Annotated in this window: 13 protein-coding genes; 7 read left to right on the top strand and 6 right to left on the bottom strand. The window is 69.9% G+C overall.

The features are described from left to right. Window positions 1–2: 2 nt before the first annotated feature. Both K8640_RS12300 and K8640_RS12295 read right to left on the bottom strand, forming a co-directional pair. Window positions 3–3,398, bottom strand: a complete 3,396-nt coding sequence (locus tag K8640_RS12300) for an Ig-like domain-containing protein (RefSeq protein ID WP_223747223.1) — start codon at window positions 3,396–3,398, stop codon at window positions 3–5. A 143-nt stretch (window positions 3,399–3,541) separates the two neighbouring features. Then, complete coding sequence (locus K8640_RS12295; RefSeq protein ID WP_223747222.1) at window positions 3,542–4,324, bottom strand: endonuclease/exonuclease/phosphatase family protein; 783 nt, start codon at window positions 4,322–4,324, stop codon at window positions 3,542–3,544. 186 nt (window positions 4,325–4,510) lie between these two features. Between K8640_RS12295 and K8640_RS12290 the strand changes: the two genes are divergently transcribed. From K8640_RS12290 to K8640_RS12280, 3 genes are all read left to right on the top strand, one after another. Beyond that, entirely contained in the window at window positions 4,511–5,446 is a 936-nt protein-coding gene (locus K8640_RS12290) for an HNH endonuclease (protein ID WP_223747221.1), read from the top strand. A gap of 125 nt (window positions 5,447–5,571) precedes the next feature. After that, on the top strand, window positions 5,572–7,785 hold the full coding sequence (locus K8640_RS12285; protein WP_223747220.1) for an RCC1 repeat-containing protein: 2,214 nt from the start codon (window positions 5,572–5,574) through the stop codon (window positions 7,783–7,785). Between the two features lie 62 nt (window positions 7,786–7,847). Then, complete coding sequence (locus K8640_RS12280; protein WP_223747219.1) at window positions 7,848–7,985, top strand: hypothetical protein; 138 nt, start codon at window positions 7,848–7,850, stop codon at window positions 7,983–7,985. Between the two features lie 63 nt (window positions 7,986–8,048). Here the strand turns inward: K8640_RS12280 and K8640_RS12275 are convergent, their stop codons facing one another. Then, window positions 8,049–9,521: an ammonia-forming cytochrome c nitrite reductase subunit c552 gene (locus K8640_RS12275; protein WP_223747218.1), complete on the bottom strand. Its 1,473-nt coding sequence runs from the start codon at window positions 9,519–9,521 to the stop codon at window positions 8,049–8,051. Beyond that, complete coding sequence (gene nrfH / locus K8640_RS12270; RefSeq protein WP_223747217.1) at window positions 9,518–10,036, bottom strand: cytochrome c nitrite reductase small subunit; 519 nt, start codon at window positions 10,034–10,036, stop codon at window positions 9,518–9,520. The genes K8640_RS12275 and nrfH overlap by 4 nt, the downstream gene beginning before the upstream one ends. Window positions 10,037–10,406: 370 nt before the next feature. On the opposite strand from nrfH, the gene K8640_RS12265 reads away from it, so the two are divergent. Then, window positions 10,407–12,503, top strand: a complete 2,097-nt coding sequence (locus K8640_RS12265) for a PQQ-dependent sugar dehydrogenase (protein WP_223747216.1) — start codon at window positions 10,407–10,409, stop codon at window positions 12,501–12,503. A 137-nt stretch (window positions 12,504–12,640) separates the two neighbouring features. After that, window positions 12,641–14,164, top strand: coding sequence for a PKD domain-containing protein (locus K8640_RS12260; protein ID WP_223747215.1), 1,524 nt, complete (start codon window positions 12,641–12,643; stop codon window positions 14,162–14,164). A 74-nt stretch (window positions 14,165–14,238) separates the two neighbouring features. On the opposite strand, the gene K8640_RS12255 is transcribed toward K8640_RS12260, so the two are convergent. Beyond that, the gene (locus tag K8640_RS12255; RefSeq protein WP_223747214.1) at window positions 14,239–16,173 is read right to left on the bottom strand and encodes an ankyrin repeat domain-containing protein; all 1,935 of its coding nucleotides are present in this window, start codon (window positions 16,171–16,173) and stop codon (window positions 14,239–14,241) included. Window positions 16,174–16,432: 259 nt separating this feature from the next. Here K8640_RS12255 and K8640_RS12250 point away from each other — a divergent pair, with 259 nt between their 5' ends. Next, window positions 16,433–17,254 (top strand): serine protease, encoded by an 822-nt coding sequence (locus K8640_RS12250; protein WP_223747213.1) that lies wholly within the window; start codon window positions 16,433–16,435, stop codon window positions 17,252–17,254. A 51-nt stretch (window positions 17,255–17,305) separates the two neighbouring features. Here K8640_RS12250 and K8640_RS12245 read toward each other — a convergent pair whose 3' ends face one another. Further along, a complete protein-coding gene (locus tag K8640_RS12245; protein WP_223747212.1) occupies window positions 17,306–17,626 on the bottom strand; it encodes a hypothetical protein in 321 nt (106 codons plus the stop codon). Between the two features lie 282 nt (window positions 17,627–17,908). On the opposite strand from K8640_RS12245, the gene K8640_RS12240 reads away from it, so the two are divergent. Beyond that, window positions 17,909–18,451 (top strand): DUF3060 domain-containing protein, encoded by a 543-nt coding sequence (locus tag K8640_RS12240; RefSeq protein ID WP_223747211.1) that lies wholly within the window; start codon window positions 17,909–17,911, stop codon window positions 18,449–18,451. Window positions 18,452–18,605 lie beyond the last annotated feature (154 nt).

Here is an 18,605-nt window from a genome sequence, read left to right as displayed (position 1 = left end):
CGTCAGTGCACGCGGCCCGGGGGCAGGTTCGAGCGCGGCGGGAAGCCCGGCACCGCGTCCTGCTTCGGCGCCGACGAGCCACTCAGCGAGCGAGGCGCGAGCAGCCCCTCCCCCACCGAGCCCAGGCTCGGCGCCAGTGCCTGCGGAGCGCCGCACACCAGCGTCTCCAAATCGTCATCCCGTCGTCCCAGGTCGTTGAAGACGCGCGGCGTGCCCGTGAGCGGGTCCGGCACGGGCTGCGCGCTGACGAGGAAGGGCGACAGGAACGAGGGTGCTCCCGCGGAGCGCGGGAAGACGTGGAGGAACGGCGTCTGCGTCTCACCCGCGTGGCAGCCATTGCAGGTGTTGAGCGAGAAGCGATGCCGGACCTCCGGGTCCGCGCCGGGGACGGACCACGTCAGGCCGAAGGGCGTCAGCGCCGAGCCGGCGACGAAGGCCTGTCCCTGGTACAGCGAGGGCACCTCGTGCGTGCCGGCCAGGATGGCCACGGCGTTCTCCTGCACGAAGCTCGCGAGCCGGGGCGAGTTGTTGAGGCTCAGCTCCGGCGTGAGGGCCACGGGGGAAGGGACGAGCCCGTTCGGACCGAAGTGGAACTCGCGCAGCTCCCACAGCGGGTTCAGCGCGTTCTCGTTGGTGCGCACCTGGTGGATGGCGCTGCCCATGAAGCGGCCCTGCGCGACGAAGGGCTCGGTGAAGCGGTCGGTGAGGGCCTGGAGCTTCGCGTTGTAGAGAGGGCTGCCGAGCGGCAGCGAGCCCAGCTCGTGCCAGTCCCGCGCCCAGCGCTGGATGTCCTCCGGGCCGTCGCCGGGCAGCATGTACTCGAGGATGACGGTGAAGGGCAGGTCGAGCCCCGCGGGCGTGGTGACACCGAAGACGAAGCGCCCCTCACCCGAGTGCGTGCCCTCGCTGCGCAGGTCGATGCGGTTGACGATGGCGAGCAGCCGGAAGGGCGCGGTGTTGAAGTCGAGCGGCGCGGACGGGCCGCCGCTGCGCGTCTCCCAGGGCGTGAGCACGTCGGGGAGGATGCTCGGACGTCCGGCGACGGGCAGGCCCGCGATGACCTGGTTCGTCTCCCAGGTCTTGAGCCAGGTGCGAATCATCTCGGACGGATTCTGGCCGCCGTTCATGCGCCGCATCAGCGTGCCGAACGTCCAGGCGCCGCCGTTGACGGTCCGCACCGGGTCCTCCACCACGGGCAGCGCCGTGATGAGCAGCTCGTTCTCCGGCGACACCTGACACACGCCGGGCGCGCAGGCCGTGCTGGACTCGCAGCCGTTGAGGGGGCTGCCATCGCAGTCGAAGGTGCCCACCGCGCAGGCGAGGCCGCAGGTGCCCGCGCCGCAGACGCCGCTGGCGGAGGGCGCGCCAGCGCACACGGTGCCGCACGCGCCGCAGTTCGCCGCGTCCTCCATCACCGAGGTCTCACAGCCGTTGACCGGGTCACCGTCGCAGTCGCGGAAACCCGCGAAGCAGGTCTCCTCGACGGCCACGCACGGCGACAGGTTGCCCGCCATGTCCCGGAGGCGAAGGGACATCGGGACGCCGACCTGGCTCGCGACCAGGGGCACCAGCGCGCTGCCGCCGCTGTCCACCGCGACATCGGTGCTCGTCGGGTTGGCGCAGTCATTCCCCCAGAAGAGGAAGAGGCGCGAGCGGGGCTCGGCCTGGACGCGCATGCCGGCGACGATGGAGCCCTGGGACAGGGGCACCAGCCCCGTCGTGAAGGTCGGCGCGGCCGGCGCGACGGAGTCATGCGTGTACGCCACGGACGTGCAGCCCGACAGGTTCCCCGCGGCGTCCACGGCGCGCACGGAGAAGGTTGTCACCGTGTTCGCGAACACCGCCCGGTTGGTGCTGAAGACGCCGGTGGTGGCGTGCGCCGTGGCGGTGGTCGGCACGGACCCCGAGCAGTTGGCGCTCCGGAAGACGAGCACGACCGCGCCGGCCTCGGTGCGGCCCTCGAGCTGCGGGTTCAGCTCGGAGCCCGTGTCGCTGGGGACGAAGGCGAGCTGGAAGGGGGTGACGGGCGCGACGTTGTCGTGCGTGTAGCTGACGGGAGCCGAGCACGCGGAGACATTGCCGACCAGGTCCTCGGCCTTCGCGGAGAACGTGGTGGTGGTGTTGGTCGCCACGGTGAGCGCGCGGGAGAAGGCGCCCGAGCCCGTGGCCGTGAGCGTCGCGATGGGCGAGCCCGCGCAGGTGCCGCCGGAGAAGAGGCGCACGGTGGCGTTCCCCTCGGTGACGCCGTTGAGGGTGATGGCCGTCTGGTTGCCGGGCGACGGCGGGGTGAAGGCGGAGAACGAGGGGACGATGGGCGGCGTGGTGTCGCGCTCGCAGCCGAGCAACTCCACGCGCGCGAGGGCGACGGTCTCCACGCCGGCGCGCGGGTCATTGTCATCCGTGATGTCGAGCTTGAAGCGGTTGAAGGCCCTGGGGAGGCTGAGCGGGTACTCGCGCCGCTCCGCGCTCGCCCAGTTGAACTCGTCCACGCGCCTGTCGACGACCACCCAGGCGGTGCCGTTCCAGGCCTGGAGGGTCCAGCTCTTCGGAGCGCGGGTGGCTGCCTCGCCGTTGGGGAACTTGAGGGCGTAGCGGGTGAGCATGCGCGAGGCGCCAGGCCACTCGTAGGAGAGCCAGGAGGGCGTCGCCTTGGAGGAGAGCCACATGGACGCGGAGGTGTCGACGTTGTCGAAGGCCTTCCACGGCTCATTGCCCGCCTGGAGGAAGCCGGAGCCCGTGACGGTGCCCGAGGGCGCGGTGGCGCTCGTCATGGCGGGCACCTGGTTGACGATGGTGGCACAGGCGCAGTTGTAGAAGGACAGCCGGCCGATGGAGAGGACATCCACGCCCGTGCCGGCGGTGTTGTCCTCGGTCACCATCAGACGATACTTGCTGTAGGCGCCGGGGGTGGTGATGGAGAACTCACGCTCCTCGGCGCCGCCCCAGTTCGTCTGCTGCGTGCGGGTGTCCAGCGTGTTCCACGCGCTGCCGGACCACCCCTGGAGCGTCCAGTCGCGGGGCGCGCGGTTGTTGAGTGAGCCATTGGAGAACTTGATGGCGTAGTGGGAGAGCGTGCGCGCGCCGTCGAAGAACTCGTAGGTGAGCCAGGCGGTGGATTGGCCGCTCGCGGTGAGCCACATGGTGCTGTCGCTGCCGTCGACCGCGTGCCAGGCGGGGTTGGACGCGTTGAACTCGCTGGAGGCGATGACGAGGCCGCTGACGGGGTTGTCGCGGGCCGACATCACGGGGATGAGGCTGCCGCCGCAGGTGAGCCCTTGCGAGACGGTGCCCAGGGGCTCGGGGTCGATGACAGGCGGGGCGTCCTGACACCCGGGCACGAAGGCCAGGGTGAGGGCGCTCGCCAGGAAGAGGCTGTTGAAGGACATCGGGCGATGCATGCACACGCTCCTCGCTACGGGCCGCCGGTGACGCCGGTGGCGCTGGAGGAGCGTGTCGTACCGGGCGCCGACGAACCCGATGCGGGGGATGTGGCGAAACCGCCCGGGCGCGTGACGAACGCTCCGCCCGGAGGGACAAACGCTCACGGAGGAAGCGTGACGGACGCGCGAACCGCGAAGTGGTCAGAGCCACCACCGTGCAGCACCTTGGCGTCCGATAACGAGAGCTGTCGTCCCAGGATGTGGTCTATCTCCACGAAGCTGGGGACCACGGACGCCGCGCCCGGCCAGGTGTCTCCACACAGCGCGTCCGGCCCATCACAGGCATGCGTGAAGCCCGCGGCGGCGAAGGTCGTCATCGCCTCCTGCGTGCGCGACTCGTTCATGTCTCCGAACAGGAGCACCGGGCCGCGCTCCTTGGCGTAGCGCTTCACCAGGGCCTCCGCCTGGTGCTTGCGGAGCGTGGCGTTCTTCCTCAGCGTCTCGAGGAGGCTGTCTTCCGGGCGATGCGAGGCCCCTGGCGGCATCAGGTGGAGACAGGCGACCTTCAGCGCCCGCCCACCGACGACCACGTCCGCTTCGAGCCCGGGCATGCGGTGTGGCTTCTGGGCAAAGCGCTCCACCCGCCGCAGCGGGTGTCGGCTGGCGAGCCCCACGCCCCAGGCCCCCTTGCGAGGCATGAGCTCGAGGTGGGGATAGTCCTTCCCCAAGCGCTTGCGGAAGGCGGCCGCGAACCCAGGCGTCAGCTCGCGCAGGCAGAGGACCTCCGGTGCCTCCTTCTCGATGACCTCCAGGGACTTGTCGATGTCCTCCGCCGGCGAGGAGTAGAGGACGTTGTATGCCATCACCCGCACCGTCGCGGGCGGCGACGGAGCGGCACCGAGGACAGCGCAGACGAGCGACACGACGTGGCTGGAGGGACTCATCCCCTCCCACCCAAGCAAACCCCAAGCCCATGGCGCCCCCCCGTGAAGCCGTGGCTGCCCGGACTCGGCGTGGCCGCGCGGCCACAGGCTCTCGAGTGGCGTCGACGCGCGCCGACACACCGCCTGGACGCCAACCTGGTAGCCTGGTCATCCCCGCCCCGGAGCCTCCCACGGCGGTGGGTGCCCATGTCCCCGGACTCCGACTGGCCCATCCGCGTCGCCGCCATCAACGCCCTGCAGGAGCGGGTGCGTCGCCATGGGGACGTGCTGCCCTGGGAGGTCATCGACGCGGGCTTCACCTACCAGGGCGAGACGCTCCACTTCGCCAACCGGGCCCGCGGCATCTTCTGGCCCCGGCAGATGCGAGAGACGGCGCTCTCCATCAAGACCACCGTGCCACGCCATGGGCGCGAGGCGCGCTACGACGACCTCCCCTCGGACGAGGGCTTCGACTATCGGTTCCAGGGGGAGGACGTCGACGGACGCGACAACCGCAGGCTCGTGCGCGCCATGGAGCTGGACGCGCCGCTCATCTATTTCTACGGAATCGAGCCCGGCCTCTACGCGCCCATCTGGCCCGTCTACATCTCCGGCGTGGACCTGGCCACGAAGTCCTTCACCGTCGCGTCCGGCCTGCCGGAAGCGCAGGTGCGAGCACCGGGGAGCTACGTGGCGGACTCGAAGCTGCTCGGCCTGGAGCGTCGCTACACCACGGTGCAGGTGAAGAAGCGCCTGCACCAGGTCGCCTTCCGACAGCACGTGCTGCGCGCCTATGAGCAGCGCTGCGCCATCTGCCGCTTCCCGCGTCGGGAGCTGCTGGACGCAGCCCACATCCTCCCGGACCGGGACGTGCGTGGCCGACCCGAGGTGCCCAACGGCCTTTCGCTGTGCAAGCTGCACCACGGTGCCTTCGACACGGACCTGCTGGGCATCCGCCCCGATGGCGTCATCGAAATCGCCCGGCGACTGATGGCCGAGCAGGACGGCCCCACGCTGGAGCACGGGCTCAAGGGCTTCGCGGGCAAGCCGCTGGGAGTCCTGCCCCTGCTCCCCGCCCAGCGCCCCCGTCCCGATTATCTGGAAGAGCGCTACGAGCGCTTCCGCCTCACGCGCGACGCCTGAAACAGAGGCATCCTCGAGGACTGGCGCAAGGGTCCACCGCGACCACGCCTCTCTCTGACTATCCTCATTAAATAAGAAGTCCCAGCCCTCGTCTCGACGCCGCTTCAATCTCACACGAGGGTCGAATGTCACATCCGTCGTCGTCACGGTTGCGCGGTGTATTGGGTATCACGCTGGGACTCCTGCTGTCCGTGGGCTGTGGTCAGCAGGAGGCGGGCGTCGACAATCCGGCTGAAGGCAGACATGAGGCCGCCATCTCCCGCACGCGGCCCCGGGTCAAGCTCGCCGCGAATCGCCGCCACTCGCTCGCCATCCGCTCGGATGGAACGGTGTGGGCCGCCGGGCAGAACCTCCGAGGCCAGCTCGGCCAGCCCGGCACGGCCAGCACCGCCACGCCGGTGCAGGTCCCCGGCCTGACGTCCATCACCTCCGTGGCCACGGGCGACTACCACTCCGTGGCGCTCCGCTCGGGCGGCACCGTCTGGACCTGGGGCGATGGCACCCATGGACAGCTGGGCACCCCTGACTTTCCCTACGGCCCCGTCGGCTTTCGCCCCACGCCCGTCCAGGTCCCGAACCTGACAGGCGTCGTGGCGGTGGCCGCCGGAGACATGCACACCCTCGCGGTGAAGGGCGATGGCACGGTGTGGGCCTGGGGCTACAACGGTGAAGGCCAGCTCGGCGACGGAGGAGTCGACAGCACCCGCTACGCCCCCGCGCCCGTCCCCGGGCTGACGAACGTCGTCGCCGTGTTCGCCCGGTACATGACCTCCTGTGCCATCCGCTCGGACAGCACGCTCTGGTGCTGGGGGAGCAACCAGTTCGGGATGATGGGCATCGGCAGCACCCAGGGCAACAGCATGGTCCCCGTGCAGGTGCCCGGCCTGACGAACGTCGTGGCCGTGAGCATCGGCCCCAGGCACACGCTGGCCGCGAAGTCGGACGGCACCGTGTGGAGCTGGGGGATGCAGGACCCGACGACCTATACGTTCCACCTCTCCCCCGTCCAGGTGGCCGGGCTCACGGGTGTCACCGACGTCTCGGCGGGCCTCGACACCTCCTTCGCCCTCAAGTCCAACGGCACGGTGTGGAGCTGGGGCGAGAACACCCAGGGCCAGCTCGGAGACGGCACCAAGCAGCGCCGCGCCACCCCGGTCCAGGTGTCGGGGCTGACGGGCGTCTCGGTGGTCGCCGGAGGCGAGACGCATGCCCTGGCGCTGCGCAGCGATGGCACCCTCTGGACCTGGGGAACCAGCCATGAGGGCGAGCGCGGTGACGGCGCCGTCACCTTGTATCCGCTCCCCGGACTCATCCCGCTCACCGAGCCCGCCCTCGCCGTCGCGGCCGGCGCCGCGCACTCCCTGCTGCTGAGCGCCCAGGGCACCGTCTGGTCCTGGGGCTCCAATGAGGCGGGGCAGCTGGGCGATGGGACCACCTCGCGCCGCGTCCTCCCAGCGCCTGTCGCGGGACTCCAGAACGTCATCGCCATCGCGGCGGCGGGCCGGACGTCCCTGGCCCTGCGCGACGACAACACGGTCTGGGCCTGGGGCGGCGGCACGCTGACGCCCACGCAGGTGCCGGGACTCCAGAACATCATCGCCATCTCGACCAGCGCCACCCACCGCCTCGCCCTGCGCGACGACTCGACAATCTTTGCCTGGGGCGACAACACCCACGGCGCCCTGGGGGATGGAACGCTCGTCTCCCGGACCACGCCCGTCCAGGTCTCCAACCTGAGCGACGTGATGAAGGTCGTCGCGGGACCTCACACGTCCTACGCCATCCGCTACGACGGGTCCGCCTGGGCCTGGGGACGCAATGATTATGGCCAGCTCGCCGACACCACGACCACCCAGCGGCTCACACCCGTCCTGATTCCGGGGCTGAGCAATGTCCTCGCCATCGGCGGCGGCACCCACCACGGCATGGCGCTGCTGGCGGATGGGAGCGGGATGAGCTGGGGCCATGGCGCCTCCCGTGCCGGCATGGGACTGGGCAGCCCCAGCAACTACAGCCCGCGTCCCATGGTCATCCCGGGGATGCTCGAGGTGGTCACCAGCGAGGACGCGTCCGCGGCCATCACCCTCAGCGGCGAGCTGTGGACGGGCGGAAACACGCCCTGGGGTCAGGCCGGCAACGGCGCCTGGAGTGGCGGCGCGGCCCCCGTCCAGGTGTCCGGCATCACCAGCGGCGCGACGTCTCTCGCGGTGGGCGGCGAGCACATGCTGGTCGTCCAGCCGGATGGCACCGTCTGGTCCTGGGGCAGCAACTCCGACGGGCAGCTCGGCCGAGGCCAGCCGCTCGACGCCATCCTCCCCATCCCCTCCCTGCTGGACTGACGACGCGCTCGCCCGGGGCCGTCTCCAGCGAGGCGCCTTCTTCCGAGGGCGAAGTCTCGGCGATGGCCAGCTGCCCGCGGGAGTGGACGCGCGACGCCACGAGCAACGAGCACGGCACGCTGGAGACCTGCACCGCCGCGAGTGGCCCCCACAGCTGTTATCGCGACTTCGACTGCCGGGGCGCCTGCTTCTGTCCCTGAGTCGTCTCGCGTGACGTGAAGCACGGGGCGGGAAGCCCCTCCGCCCCGTGTCTCAACAACGCGTCACCGCGTGCCCTCCGCGGGCGGCGGCACCGGCCCCGGCGCGCCCTGGGGCCGCGTGTCCGGCGAGGTGGAGGCCCCGCCCTCGGGGCGCAGCGCGTTCTGTCCCAGGCGCGAGAAGTTGATGGAGTTGCCCAGGATGCGCACCGCCTCCTGGTCCGCGTGGAAGCCCATCGAGTTCTCCGCCTCCACGAAGTCCAGGTAGAACTGGGCGCGCTTCTGGTAGTCCCGCGCCTTGGCCAGCGCCTCGTCGGACACGCCCGCCTTCTGGGCGTTCTGCAGGTCGTGGATGAGGTCCACCAGCGCGTCCATGGCGATGTTTCGCGTCTCGAAGGTGCGCGTCTGGATGGCCTCCGCGCGGCTGAGCAACTCCGCCTCGCTCCACTTGTGACACGTCTGGCAGGCCCGGTTGATGTTGAGCAGCGGGCTGCGCACGTGGTGGTCGCTGACCTTCATGGCGCCCTCGCGCTGATAGGGCATGTGGCAGTCCGCGCAGGCCACGCCGCTCCTGGCGTGGATGCCCTGGTTGTACATCTCGAACTCGGGGTGCTGCGCCTTGAGGACCTTCGCGCCCGTGAGCTTGTGCGTCCAGTCGGTGTGCCCGTCCTCGTCGTAGTAGGCCATGATCTGCTCGATGTGGATGCCCTTGGCCCACGGGTACGTCAGGCGCTTCTGCTTGCCCTTGAAGTAGTACTCGACGTGGCACTGCCCGCAGACGTACGTGCGCATCTCCTGGCGGGTGGCGTGCTCGTTCACCTTGAAGTCGGGCACGCCCTGGCTGGCCTTGAGCGCGGCGATGCCCTCGATGAAGCCGGGGCGCGTGACGCGCAGCTGCATCGTCGTGGGGTCATGGCAGTCGATGCAGGACACCGGGTGGTCCACGAGCTTCCGGGCCTCGGCGAAGGGCAGCTGGTTCATCTTCTCGAAGCCCTTGATGAGGTCCCCGTCGCCCAGCTTCTTGTAGGGCACGTACACGCTGCCGTGGCAGTGGATGCAGGTGCCCGGCTGCGCCGTCACGTGCTGCCGCTCGGTGAAGACCTGGTCCTCGAGCATGTGCGCGTGTCCTCGCTCCTCGCGGAAGTCGGTGGCGAAGGCGTAACCGCTCCACATCGTGACGAGGCGCGGGTCCTCCTCCAGCCGGCTCTGCGCCACCACCGAGCGCGGGTCCGCCTTCGTGGGCGTGCGCGCCACCGCCTCGCTGCCGCCGTAGCGGGTGCGCTGCTGGTCCACGGTGCGCTTGTAGCTGTCGTACTGGAGCGGGAAGTTCTTCCCCCACACGGCGGGGTCGGTGATGGTGTCGTCCAGCTCCACCACCCGGTAGAACGGATTTCGCGCCTCCTGCTTGCGCTCCATGATGTTGACCAGGAGCGCGGTGACGCCCGCCGAGGCCAGCGCGGCCGCCACGGCCACCGCCACCACCAGCCGGACGCCGCTCAACCAGCGCCGCTTCCCAGGAGCCTTCTGGGGCTCGGTCATCGTGCAATCTCCTGACGGATGAGCTCGGGGTTGCCCGAGCCTTCGGGGTGGCCCACCGAGTTGTGACAGGTGAGGCACTGGAGCTGCTCACCAGGGGCCACCTGCGCGTGGCCCGCGGGGGGCGTCTCGATGGCCTCGACAATCGAGGCGTGGCACTTGCGGCACGCGCTCTCCGTCACCACCCGGTTGCCCGGACGCAGCCGGATGGGGTCCGGGAAGGTGCCGGTGGTGAAGTAGTACGAGTGCCAGAAGCCGTTGCTCGCCTTCGTGTAGTACTTGGGAATCAAGCCCGCCGGCGTGTGACAGTCGTTGCAGGTGGCCACCGCGTGGTGGCTGCTCTTGCGCCAGCCGTCGTACTGCTCATTCATGATGTGGCAGTTGGCGCACGCGGCCGGGTCGTCCCGCAGATACGACGCGCCCTTCGCGTAGACGAAGGTGAAGCCTCCCAGGCCCACCGCCACGCCGAGCGCGATGCCGAGACTCACGGCCAGGACGGTGCGGGGCGCGCAGAGCACGCCGCGCAACCTAGCAATGCCCATGCGATGCGGAAGTAGAACTTGAACAAGACTTGGACAAAAACCCCGGCCCCGGGTGACGGCCACACCCAAGGCGAAAGGAATGCGCGCTCACCGAAAAGACGCGCAAATCCTGCGCGGCGAGGACGGTGCGACGAGGCCCTCGGGCCCGTCTGGGTTCAGCGCCGAGCCCTCGCGCGAGCTTCCGCTCCCGCCGCAAAGATGTCATCGGATTGCGAAAACCCCGTCGAGGTGCGACAGGGGCGCGCCGCTCGTGCCTGGAGTTCAACATCCGCGGCGCACGACACCCGAAGATTGCTTGAGCCTGCACCTGGATACCGTGAAAAGACGGAAAACAAGGAGCGTGGCAATGACTCGTCGTCCGCCGCCCGTCGCAGCAAGCCGCATCATCCTCGCCGCATGTCTCACCACCCTCGCCGCCTGTGAAGCCACGCCGGAGCCAGGCGGCGAGGAGCTCGGGTCGCAGTCCGCCGCGGTGACGGCGGGCACGCGGCTCATCAGCGCGCAGTCCGGCCGCTGCCTGGACGTGTCGCAGAACAGCCAGACGTCGGGCCAGGGCCTCAACATCTACGACTGCCACGGGCAGGGGAACCAGCGGTTCCTCTTCACGCCCGAGGGCGAGCTGCGCGTGTTCGACGGCGCCTGGTGCGTGCAGCCGACCACCGCCACCGCCGGAGCGCGCGCGGTCATCAGCGCCTGCACGGGCGCGGCCGCCCAGCGTTGGGTGCGCAACGCCAACGGCACGGTGGTCCACACCGCGTCCTCGCTGTGCCTGGACGTGTCCGGCGGGGCCACCGCGAACAGCTCACCGGTCATCGTCTGGGATTGCAACGGTCAGACGAACCAGCAGTGGAACCTGCCGGCGGACACCCAGCCGCCCACCGTGCCCACGGGGCTGGTGGTGACGAACCTGACGTGCAACACGGCCACGCTGTCGTGGGCCGAGTCCACGGACAACCAGGGCGTCGCCTTCTACGACGTCTACCACGACGGTCAGCTCATGAAGTCCGTCTCCGGCGCCGTCCTCTCCACCGGGCTGACGGTGGTCCCCGGCGCCACGTGGGGCCTGTATGTGAATGCGCGCGACGCCGCGGGCAACGTGTCGCAGGGCAGCGCCACGCTGAGCATCACCCCGCCGCCGTGCCAGGTGGACACCCAGGCCCCGAGCATCCCCACGGGCCTCACCGCCACCGCCACGGGCACCAGCGTCACGCTCAACTGGACGGCGTCCACGGACAACGTGGGCGTGAGCGCGTATGTCGTGTTCCGGGGCGGCGTGCAGGTGGCCACGGTGCCCGGCGCCCCGCCCGCGACGACCTTCGTCGACAGCGGCCTGGCCGCGAACACCGCCCATGTCTACAGCGTGCTCGCCCGGGACGCGCAGGGCAACGCGTCCGCACAGAGCACCACGGCGAGCGTGACGACGGGCCAGGCCTGCACCAACCCCGTCTGCTCCGTCACCCAGGTGGCCACGGACACGGACATCCCGTGGGGCCTGGTCAGCCTGCCGGACGGCGCGGTGCTCTACGGACGCCGGGACGCGCAGGACATCATCCGGCTGGACCCGGTGACGGGACAGAAGACGTCGGTGGGGACGGTGCCCAACGTGCAGAGCACCGACGGTGAGGGCGGGCTGATGGGCATCGTGCTCTCGCCCACCTTCGCCACGGACCGCTGGCTGTACGTCATGCACACCTCGCCCACGGACAACCGCATCGTCCGGCTGCGGTACGAGAACGGGGCGCTGAACACGGCGTCGCTCCAGGTGCTGCTGCAGGGCATCGGCCGCAACAAGTTCCACAACGGCGGGCGGCTGCGCTTCGGACCGGACGGCAAGCTCTACGCGGCCACGGGTGACGCGCAGAACGCGGCCTACGCGCAGGACCTCAACAACCTGGCGGGCAAGGTGCTGCGGCTCAACGCGGACGGCACCGTCCCGTCCGACAACCCCTTCGGCAACTACGTGTGGAGCTACGGCCACCGCAATCCCCAGGGGCTGGCGTTCGACTCGCAGGGGCGGCTGTGGGAGCAGGAGTTCGGCAACTCGGTGATGGACGAGACGAACCTCATCCAGCGCGGCGGCAACTACGGCTGGCCCAACTGCGAGGGCACCGTGTCCCAGGGGGGCTCGGGCTGCGCGACGCCCGGCTACATCGCGCCGAAGCAGACCTACACCACCGCGGCGGGCTCGTGCTCGGGCATCGCCGTGGTGCGCGACGTCCTCTACGTGGCCTGCGCCCGGGGCACCCGCCTCTACCGCGAGGTCATCAGCGGCACGGAGCTGACGAACGTGCAGCAGTTCTTCGTCGGCACCTACGGCCGGCTGCGCACCGTGGAGCCGACGCTGGACGGAAACCTCTGGCTGACCACCACCAACCAGGGTGACAAGGACAGCATCCCGAACAACAGCAACGAGCGCATCTTCCGCGTCGTGCTGGGACAGTAGGCGCGTCTCCCCCTGTCCCCGGCATCCACCGTGCCGGGGACAGGGCGGCGGCACCCCGTCCTTGCGACTTCCGCCGCGCCGGTGCGTTTGCAACACGGTGACGATTCGTCACCTCCCCCTGCTGAAAGGTCCCCCTCATGCGCTGGCATCCCCCGAGCCTCCTCGCCGCGGTCCTCTCGCTGGTCGCCCTCCCCGCCTGGGCGCAGACGACGAACGTCGCGCTCAACAAGCCCTCGACGGCGTCCTCCATCCACCCCAACGGGTATCCGACGCAGTTCGCGAACGCGAAGGCCTTCAACGGCATCCTGAACACGGAGGACCGGTGGGCCGGAGCCTCGGTGCCCTCGGCGACGACGCCCGAGTGGATTGAGGTGGACCTGCAGGCCGTCCACCGCATCGAGGGCATCACGCTGTACTCGGGCCGCGACAACACCGTGGGCCAGCAGATGCTCGACTTCGACTTCCACCACCGGCTGGCGACCACGGCCAGCTTCGAGCCCGTGCCCGGTGGCGCAGTCATCAACAACGCGCAGCCCACCTGGACGCTCGCGTTGGCGCAGCCGCTGGAGACCCGCTACGTGCGCCTGTCGTGCAAGCGCGCGTCGAGCGACGGCCTGTGCCGGGTGCGGGAGCTGGAGCTGCGCGGCGTGCGACTGGCCAACCAGCCTCCCACGGCCTTCGCGGGGAACGACACGGCCATCGTGCAGCCGGCCAGTTCCGTTCAGCTCCAGGGCACGGCGAGCGACACGGACGGCACCATCGCCACCTACCAGTGGCAGCAGGCCTTCGGCCCGACGCCGGCCACGCTGACGGGGGCGACGACGCGGACGGTGACGGCGAGCAACCTGACGCCGGGCTCGTACATCTTCCGGTTCACCGCCACGGACAACGGCGGGGCCGCGGTGTCGGACACGGTGAGCGTCAAGGTGCACGCGGGCACGCAGGCCGCGGACGCGCGCGCGGGGAAGATTCACGTGTGGTCGCGCGGCGGGACGTATGACACGGCGGTGTTCCTGCCCATCGAGTACGGCGCGGACCCGCTGAAGAAGTACCCGCTGGTCCTGTCGCTGCATGGCCGGGGCGGCACGACGCTCAGCTCGGACCACACGACGGTGCTCTCGAATCCGGAGGGGTTCATCCGGCAGCTCATCCCGGGCAAGGCGATTGTCACCACGTACCCGGCGGTGGTCATCGCGCCGCACGCGCCGCGCATCGGCGCGACGCCGCCGTACGACACGTACTGGAACGTGGACCTCACGCACGCGTTGGTGCTCGAGGCCATCACCCGCTTCAACATCGACCCGGACCGCGTGACGATGACGGGCCTGTCCTTCGGCGGCGCGGGGGTGAATGACCAGCTGCTCAAGTACCGGAGCACCTATGCGGGCGGGATGCCGCTGGCGTACACGTCGCCCGTGGCCAACCCGCTGTGCAGCATCGCGGACTTCCCGCTGTGGGCCGCGGGCAACTCGGGCGACGGGACGTTCAACGCGTGGAAGTGGACCAACCCCACCGACGGCGTGCTGACGCAGCTGCGCCAGTGCCCCAACTACACCGGGGAGATTCAGGTCACGGTGACGCCGGGCACCACCCACAGCGGCTGGGATGAGTTCTGGAGCCGCCCGGATGCCCAGACGTGGCTGGTGAGCCAGGTGCGCTGACGGCCCGGGCCCGTGCGTCCACATGGACCCACGGGCCCGTCACGGCTGGAACCGCGCTGCGCAGGCGCGCCCGACTACAGCCGGACGACACCGGTCTTGCTCAGCAGGTCGAACAGCTTCTCCCGGTCCAGCGTCCTGCTCTTGAAGGCCTTCGGGACGAACACCTTCTTGAGCGCCGCGTCCGAGGCGTCGAACCCACCATTCGCGTAGTGGTGCTCCGCCTTCACCTTCGCCTGCACGTCGTGGTCATCCGCGATGACCACCTCGGCCTTCACCACGCCGCCGACCCGCAGCGAGGCGTCGTTGCCGTGGCCCCAGACGACCTGGGCCTCCACGTCCTTGCCGACGATGACCTCGCCGTCCGTGTCCAACCCGCTGACGCGCAGCGTGCCTCCCACCGCGAGCAGTCCCTCCAGGCCCGCGTTGCGCAGCACCCCGTTCACCGTCAGGTCCCCCGTCACCAGCAGGGGCGCGTCCAGGTGCACGTCGCCCTTCACCACCAGGTTCCCCCGGACGAAGCGCGGCGCCTGGGTGAAGCCAGGCGTCTTCTCCTCGGCGGGGAGCACGTCCCGCGCGAGCTCCACCAGGGCCATGACCGTCCAGGGGAACTCGCCCCGGAGCGCGGCCGCGAGCTCGTCCCACGAGGTGGCCCCCTGCAGCTCGAGTCCCTTCAGGACCTGCTCGATGGCGTCCACGTCCTCGCCCTCGTAGTACCAGGACGCGAGCACCGCCTTGCGCCGACGCTCCAGCGCCTCCAGCAGGGGGCGCACATCCAGGGCACCCTTCTTGCCCTTGGGCGCCTTGGCGCCCAGCAATTGTGCGAGGGCCGCGTGCTTGTGCTCCAGCGCCTCCTGCACCGGCGTCTGTCCGCTGGAGTTCTTCAGCGTGACGTCCGCGCCGGCCGCGAGCAGGACCTCGATGACGGGCCCACGCTCCTTGAAGCGCGCGTGCTGGTGCAGCGGCGTCCAGCCCTTGCCCGCGTTGGGATTGGCCCCGGCGTCGATGAGCGCCTTCGCCACCTGCGCCGTCCGGGCCTCGAAGAGCGCGGTGCGCCCCGAGCCGTCGAGCGCATCCACGGGCACGCCTCCCTTCGCGAGCGGGCCGATGCAGGCCACGCTGCCGTGCTCGGCGGCGGCATGGAGGGGCGTGGACTTGTCTCCATCGACAGCATCCGTGGAGGCCCCCAGGCGCAGCAGCTCCTTCACCAGCCCGGCGTCATCCACCATCGCGGCGAGGTGCAGCACGCCCTGCTTGCGGGAGTCCTTCGCCTCCAGGTCCGCGCCCAATGCGAGCAGCGCCAGCACCCGGCCCGTGCGACTGTTGCCCACGAAGCCCGGGCCGAAGAACGGCTGGGCGTCGAGCCCCGCCGCGAGCAGCAGTCCCTTGTCGAGCGCCTTGCCCTTCTTCTTCGCGGGCTTCTGCTTGCGCAGCCACGTGTGGAAGCCCTCGTCGGAGAAGGCGCCCTCCAGGCCCTGGAAGTTGAGCGGGTCGTCGTCGTCCGTCACGCCCTGTGCGGACATGCCGGGGTTCTCCTCCAGCAGGGAGAGCAGCTCGCGGTAGCCCTGCTCCTTCTTGCCCTGGGTGAGCGCGCGCCAGGCCTGGAGCCCACGGAGTCCGCGCTGCTGGTCCGGCAGGGGCCGCAGGCGCTCGGATTCGTCGAGCGCGGCCTCCACCTCGTCGAGCTGGGCGACAGTCGGAGTGCCTCGCACCACGTCCTCGGCCCACTGACTCAGGGCCAACGCGCGGGCCTTCTGCGCGAGCGTCAGCTTGCCACCGGGCTTCGTGCCCCGGGTCAGCGCGAGGATGCGGTCCCGCAGTGCCCAGTGCTCGGCCTTCACCTCGAGCGCCCAGCGATGGGGCTCCATGCGCCGGGTCGCGTCCAGCGACCAGCTCAAGGAGTGGAGCGCCAGCAGATGCTCAGGGTCCTCCGCCACCACCTGACGCAGCAGGACCACCGCCTGGTCGAGCTGCGGCGGCATCTCGTCCAGCAGCGCATCCGCTTTCTTCATCAGCGCAGCGACATCCACCTTCTTCGGTTCCCGGGCACGCGACATGGTCCCGAAAACTGCCACGCACCCGAGGAGCCGGCGCGAAAATCGCACCGGGTCTCGACACCATCGCAATCCGAGAATTCTCTCGGTTCAAGATGCGATGGAAGGCACGAGCCAGGGGCGTCGAGGCAGGTACGCTGCGGGTGTAACGCCCCACACACCCCAGGCCACGCCGTTGTCGCACGCCGCTCCCCTCCCACAGCCCCTTCCAGGAACAATGCTCCGCAAACATCCCGCGCTCTGGGCAGTGCTCGCCGCATCGACCGCTGGCTGTTCCATCCTCGGCGCGTACCCGTATCCGGATGAATCGCATCCAACCACGCCCTCCTCCGCCAGGCAGCAGCAGTCGCCGGTGACACAGCTCTCCAGACCCCTGGAAGCCGTGTGTCATCTGACGACCCGGCGGCGGAACATCAAGAAGCTGTGGATCGGCGACGTCTACTCGAATGGGAGCGCCGCGCTGGCCCAGGGTCGATACCTCATCACGGCGGCGCACAACGTCTACGACTATCCCCTGGGGTGGCTCGACCACGTGGACGTCAGCTGCAACCAGAAGACGGCCACGGCGCAGACGGTCATCGCGAGCTTGAATCGGGAACACATCCAGCAGCGGGTCTCCGCGCCAGGCTACGCATGGCGCCTGCATGGCTCGGAGCGGAAGTTCGAGTTCGACTTCGCGTTCATCGACCTGGGGACGAGCGTCGTGAGTGATGACCCGTTCCTGGTGGACCCGCAGGTCGTGCCCCGCGTCGGCGAAGCGCTCTTCCTCGGAGGGTATCCCGGCGGCGACATCTCCGATGCGCACACGCTCCACCTGGGCAGCGGCGTCGTCGTCGGCATCGACAACAACCTCATGACGTACGACATCGAAACGGCCACCGGGAACAGCGGAGGCCCTGTCTGGGTGACACGCGAAGGCAAGCACTACCTCGTCGGCGTGCATGTCTCGGATGGCAGAGCAAGGCTCTTCAATGCGAGCTTCTTCACCGCGTGGAACACGTTCCTGAAGTCCGCGGAGGAAAGTCCCGGCACGCACTGAGCCGATTCTCCTCGGCCCCTTTGACATCCAACATCGGCCCCCGGCGCACCGTCACGAGACCCAGACACGCTGCTCCATCAACCGCCCGTCCGGCCCCCGCTCCAGGCGCACGCCACAGGCGTCCCGGGGCCCCAGGTGGCTCGCCGCGTACACCTGGGTCCCACCGCGGTACAGCGCGACCTCGAGCACGCCCACCTCGGTCGCCAGCGGAGAGAACACGGATGAGCACCGCAGCGCGCGGTGGCGCAGGTAGCTCCACACGTCCCGCCGCACGAAGCCGGCGTCGGTCAGGAACCAGGCCGCGAGCAACGGCACCGTCACCGTGGCCCCTTCGAGGTCCTCGTCGCGCGCGATGGACCCCCACAGAACCACCCAGGCCCCCCGAGGACGACGCTGCTCGTCACGGGACGACCACTCCGCCACGAGTCGCCGGACCGCCTGCTCGACGAGCCACCGACCTGGGGTGTCCGCATCCGTCATGGGCGCCCGTGAAAGCACGATTCGGACACCGCCGCCATGCCCCTGCCGCTGCGGGTGCCCAGATGAAGGGCCACTGCAATCCAGGGGCTGGCGCCCGAGGCATCGCGCGGATTTTGAATCTCCGCGCCGCCGGTGCGTACATTGCGCGTGCATCCACACAAGAGGTCCACCGCAATGCGCAACCCATTCAAGTCGAAGGCCTTCGTCGTCATCGCATGTGTGCTCGGGTCGATGTCCGCCAGCGCCCAGGACGAGGACGAGGCCGCGTCGGTCAAGGTCGGCAAGGACGGCAACGTCCGGGTGAAGGCGCCAGGCACCACCATCGAGGCTCGCGACGGCTCGGCCCGGGTTCGCGGCGGGGGCGTCGACATCCAGGCCAACGGCGCCGCGGCGCGTGATGACGACGACGCGGCGGAGACGACGTCCCAGAGCGAGGGCTCGCTCGAGCTGGTCGACTCCGACCGCACCGTGAAGCACGACTGCGGCGAAGGCGGCAAGGTGGAGATCGTCGGCTCCAGCAACCAGGTCATCCTGACCGGGACCTGCGAGTACATCGAGGTGACGGGCAGCGAGAACAAGGTCAGCGCCCACACCGTGCGCCGCATCGAGACGACGGGCAGCGACAACAACGTCGTCTGGAAGCAGGGCCCGCAGAAGGGCAAGAAGCCGCGCATCAGCAACACCGGCACCAACAACCGCATCTCCCAGGCGCGCTGAGCCGGGACGTCGCGCCGAGGTGGGGCGGACAGCCCTCCGCCCCCCTTTCGGGTACAATGTCCCCGCAGGTCCGACGAGGGGGACGTCCATGGGCTCGTTGCACTCCGCGACTCGCGCATCAACGCCCGCACCGGCGCCGAAGGCCACGCCTCCA

The sequence above is a fragment of the Myxococcus sp. XM-1-1-1 genome, assembly GCF_020037095.1.
In the GTDB taxonomy this organism is placed as follows: domain Bacteria; phylum Myxococcota; class Myxococcia; order Myxococcales; family Myxococcaceae; genus Myxococcus; species Myxococcus fulvus.
The sequence above is the reverse complement of the archived record's forward strand: the minus strand, read 5'-3'. Positions and strand labels throughout refer to the sequence as shown.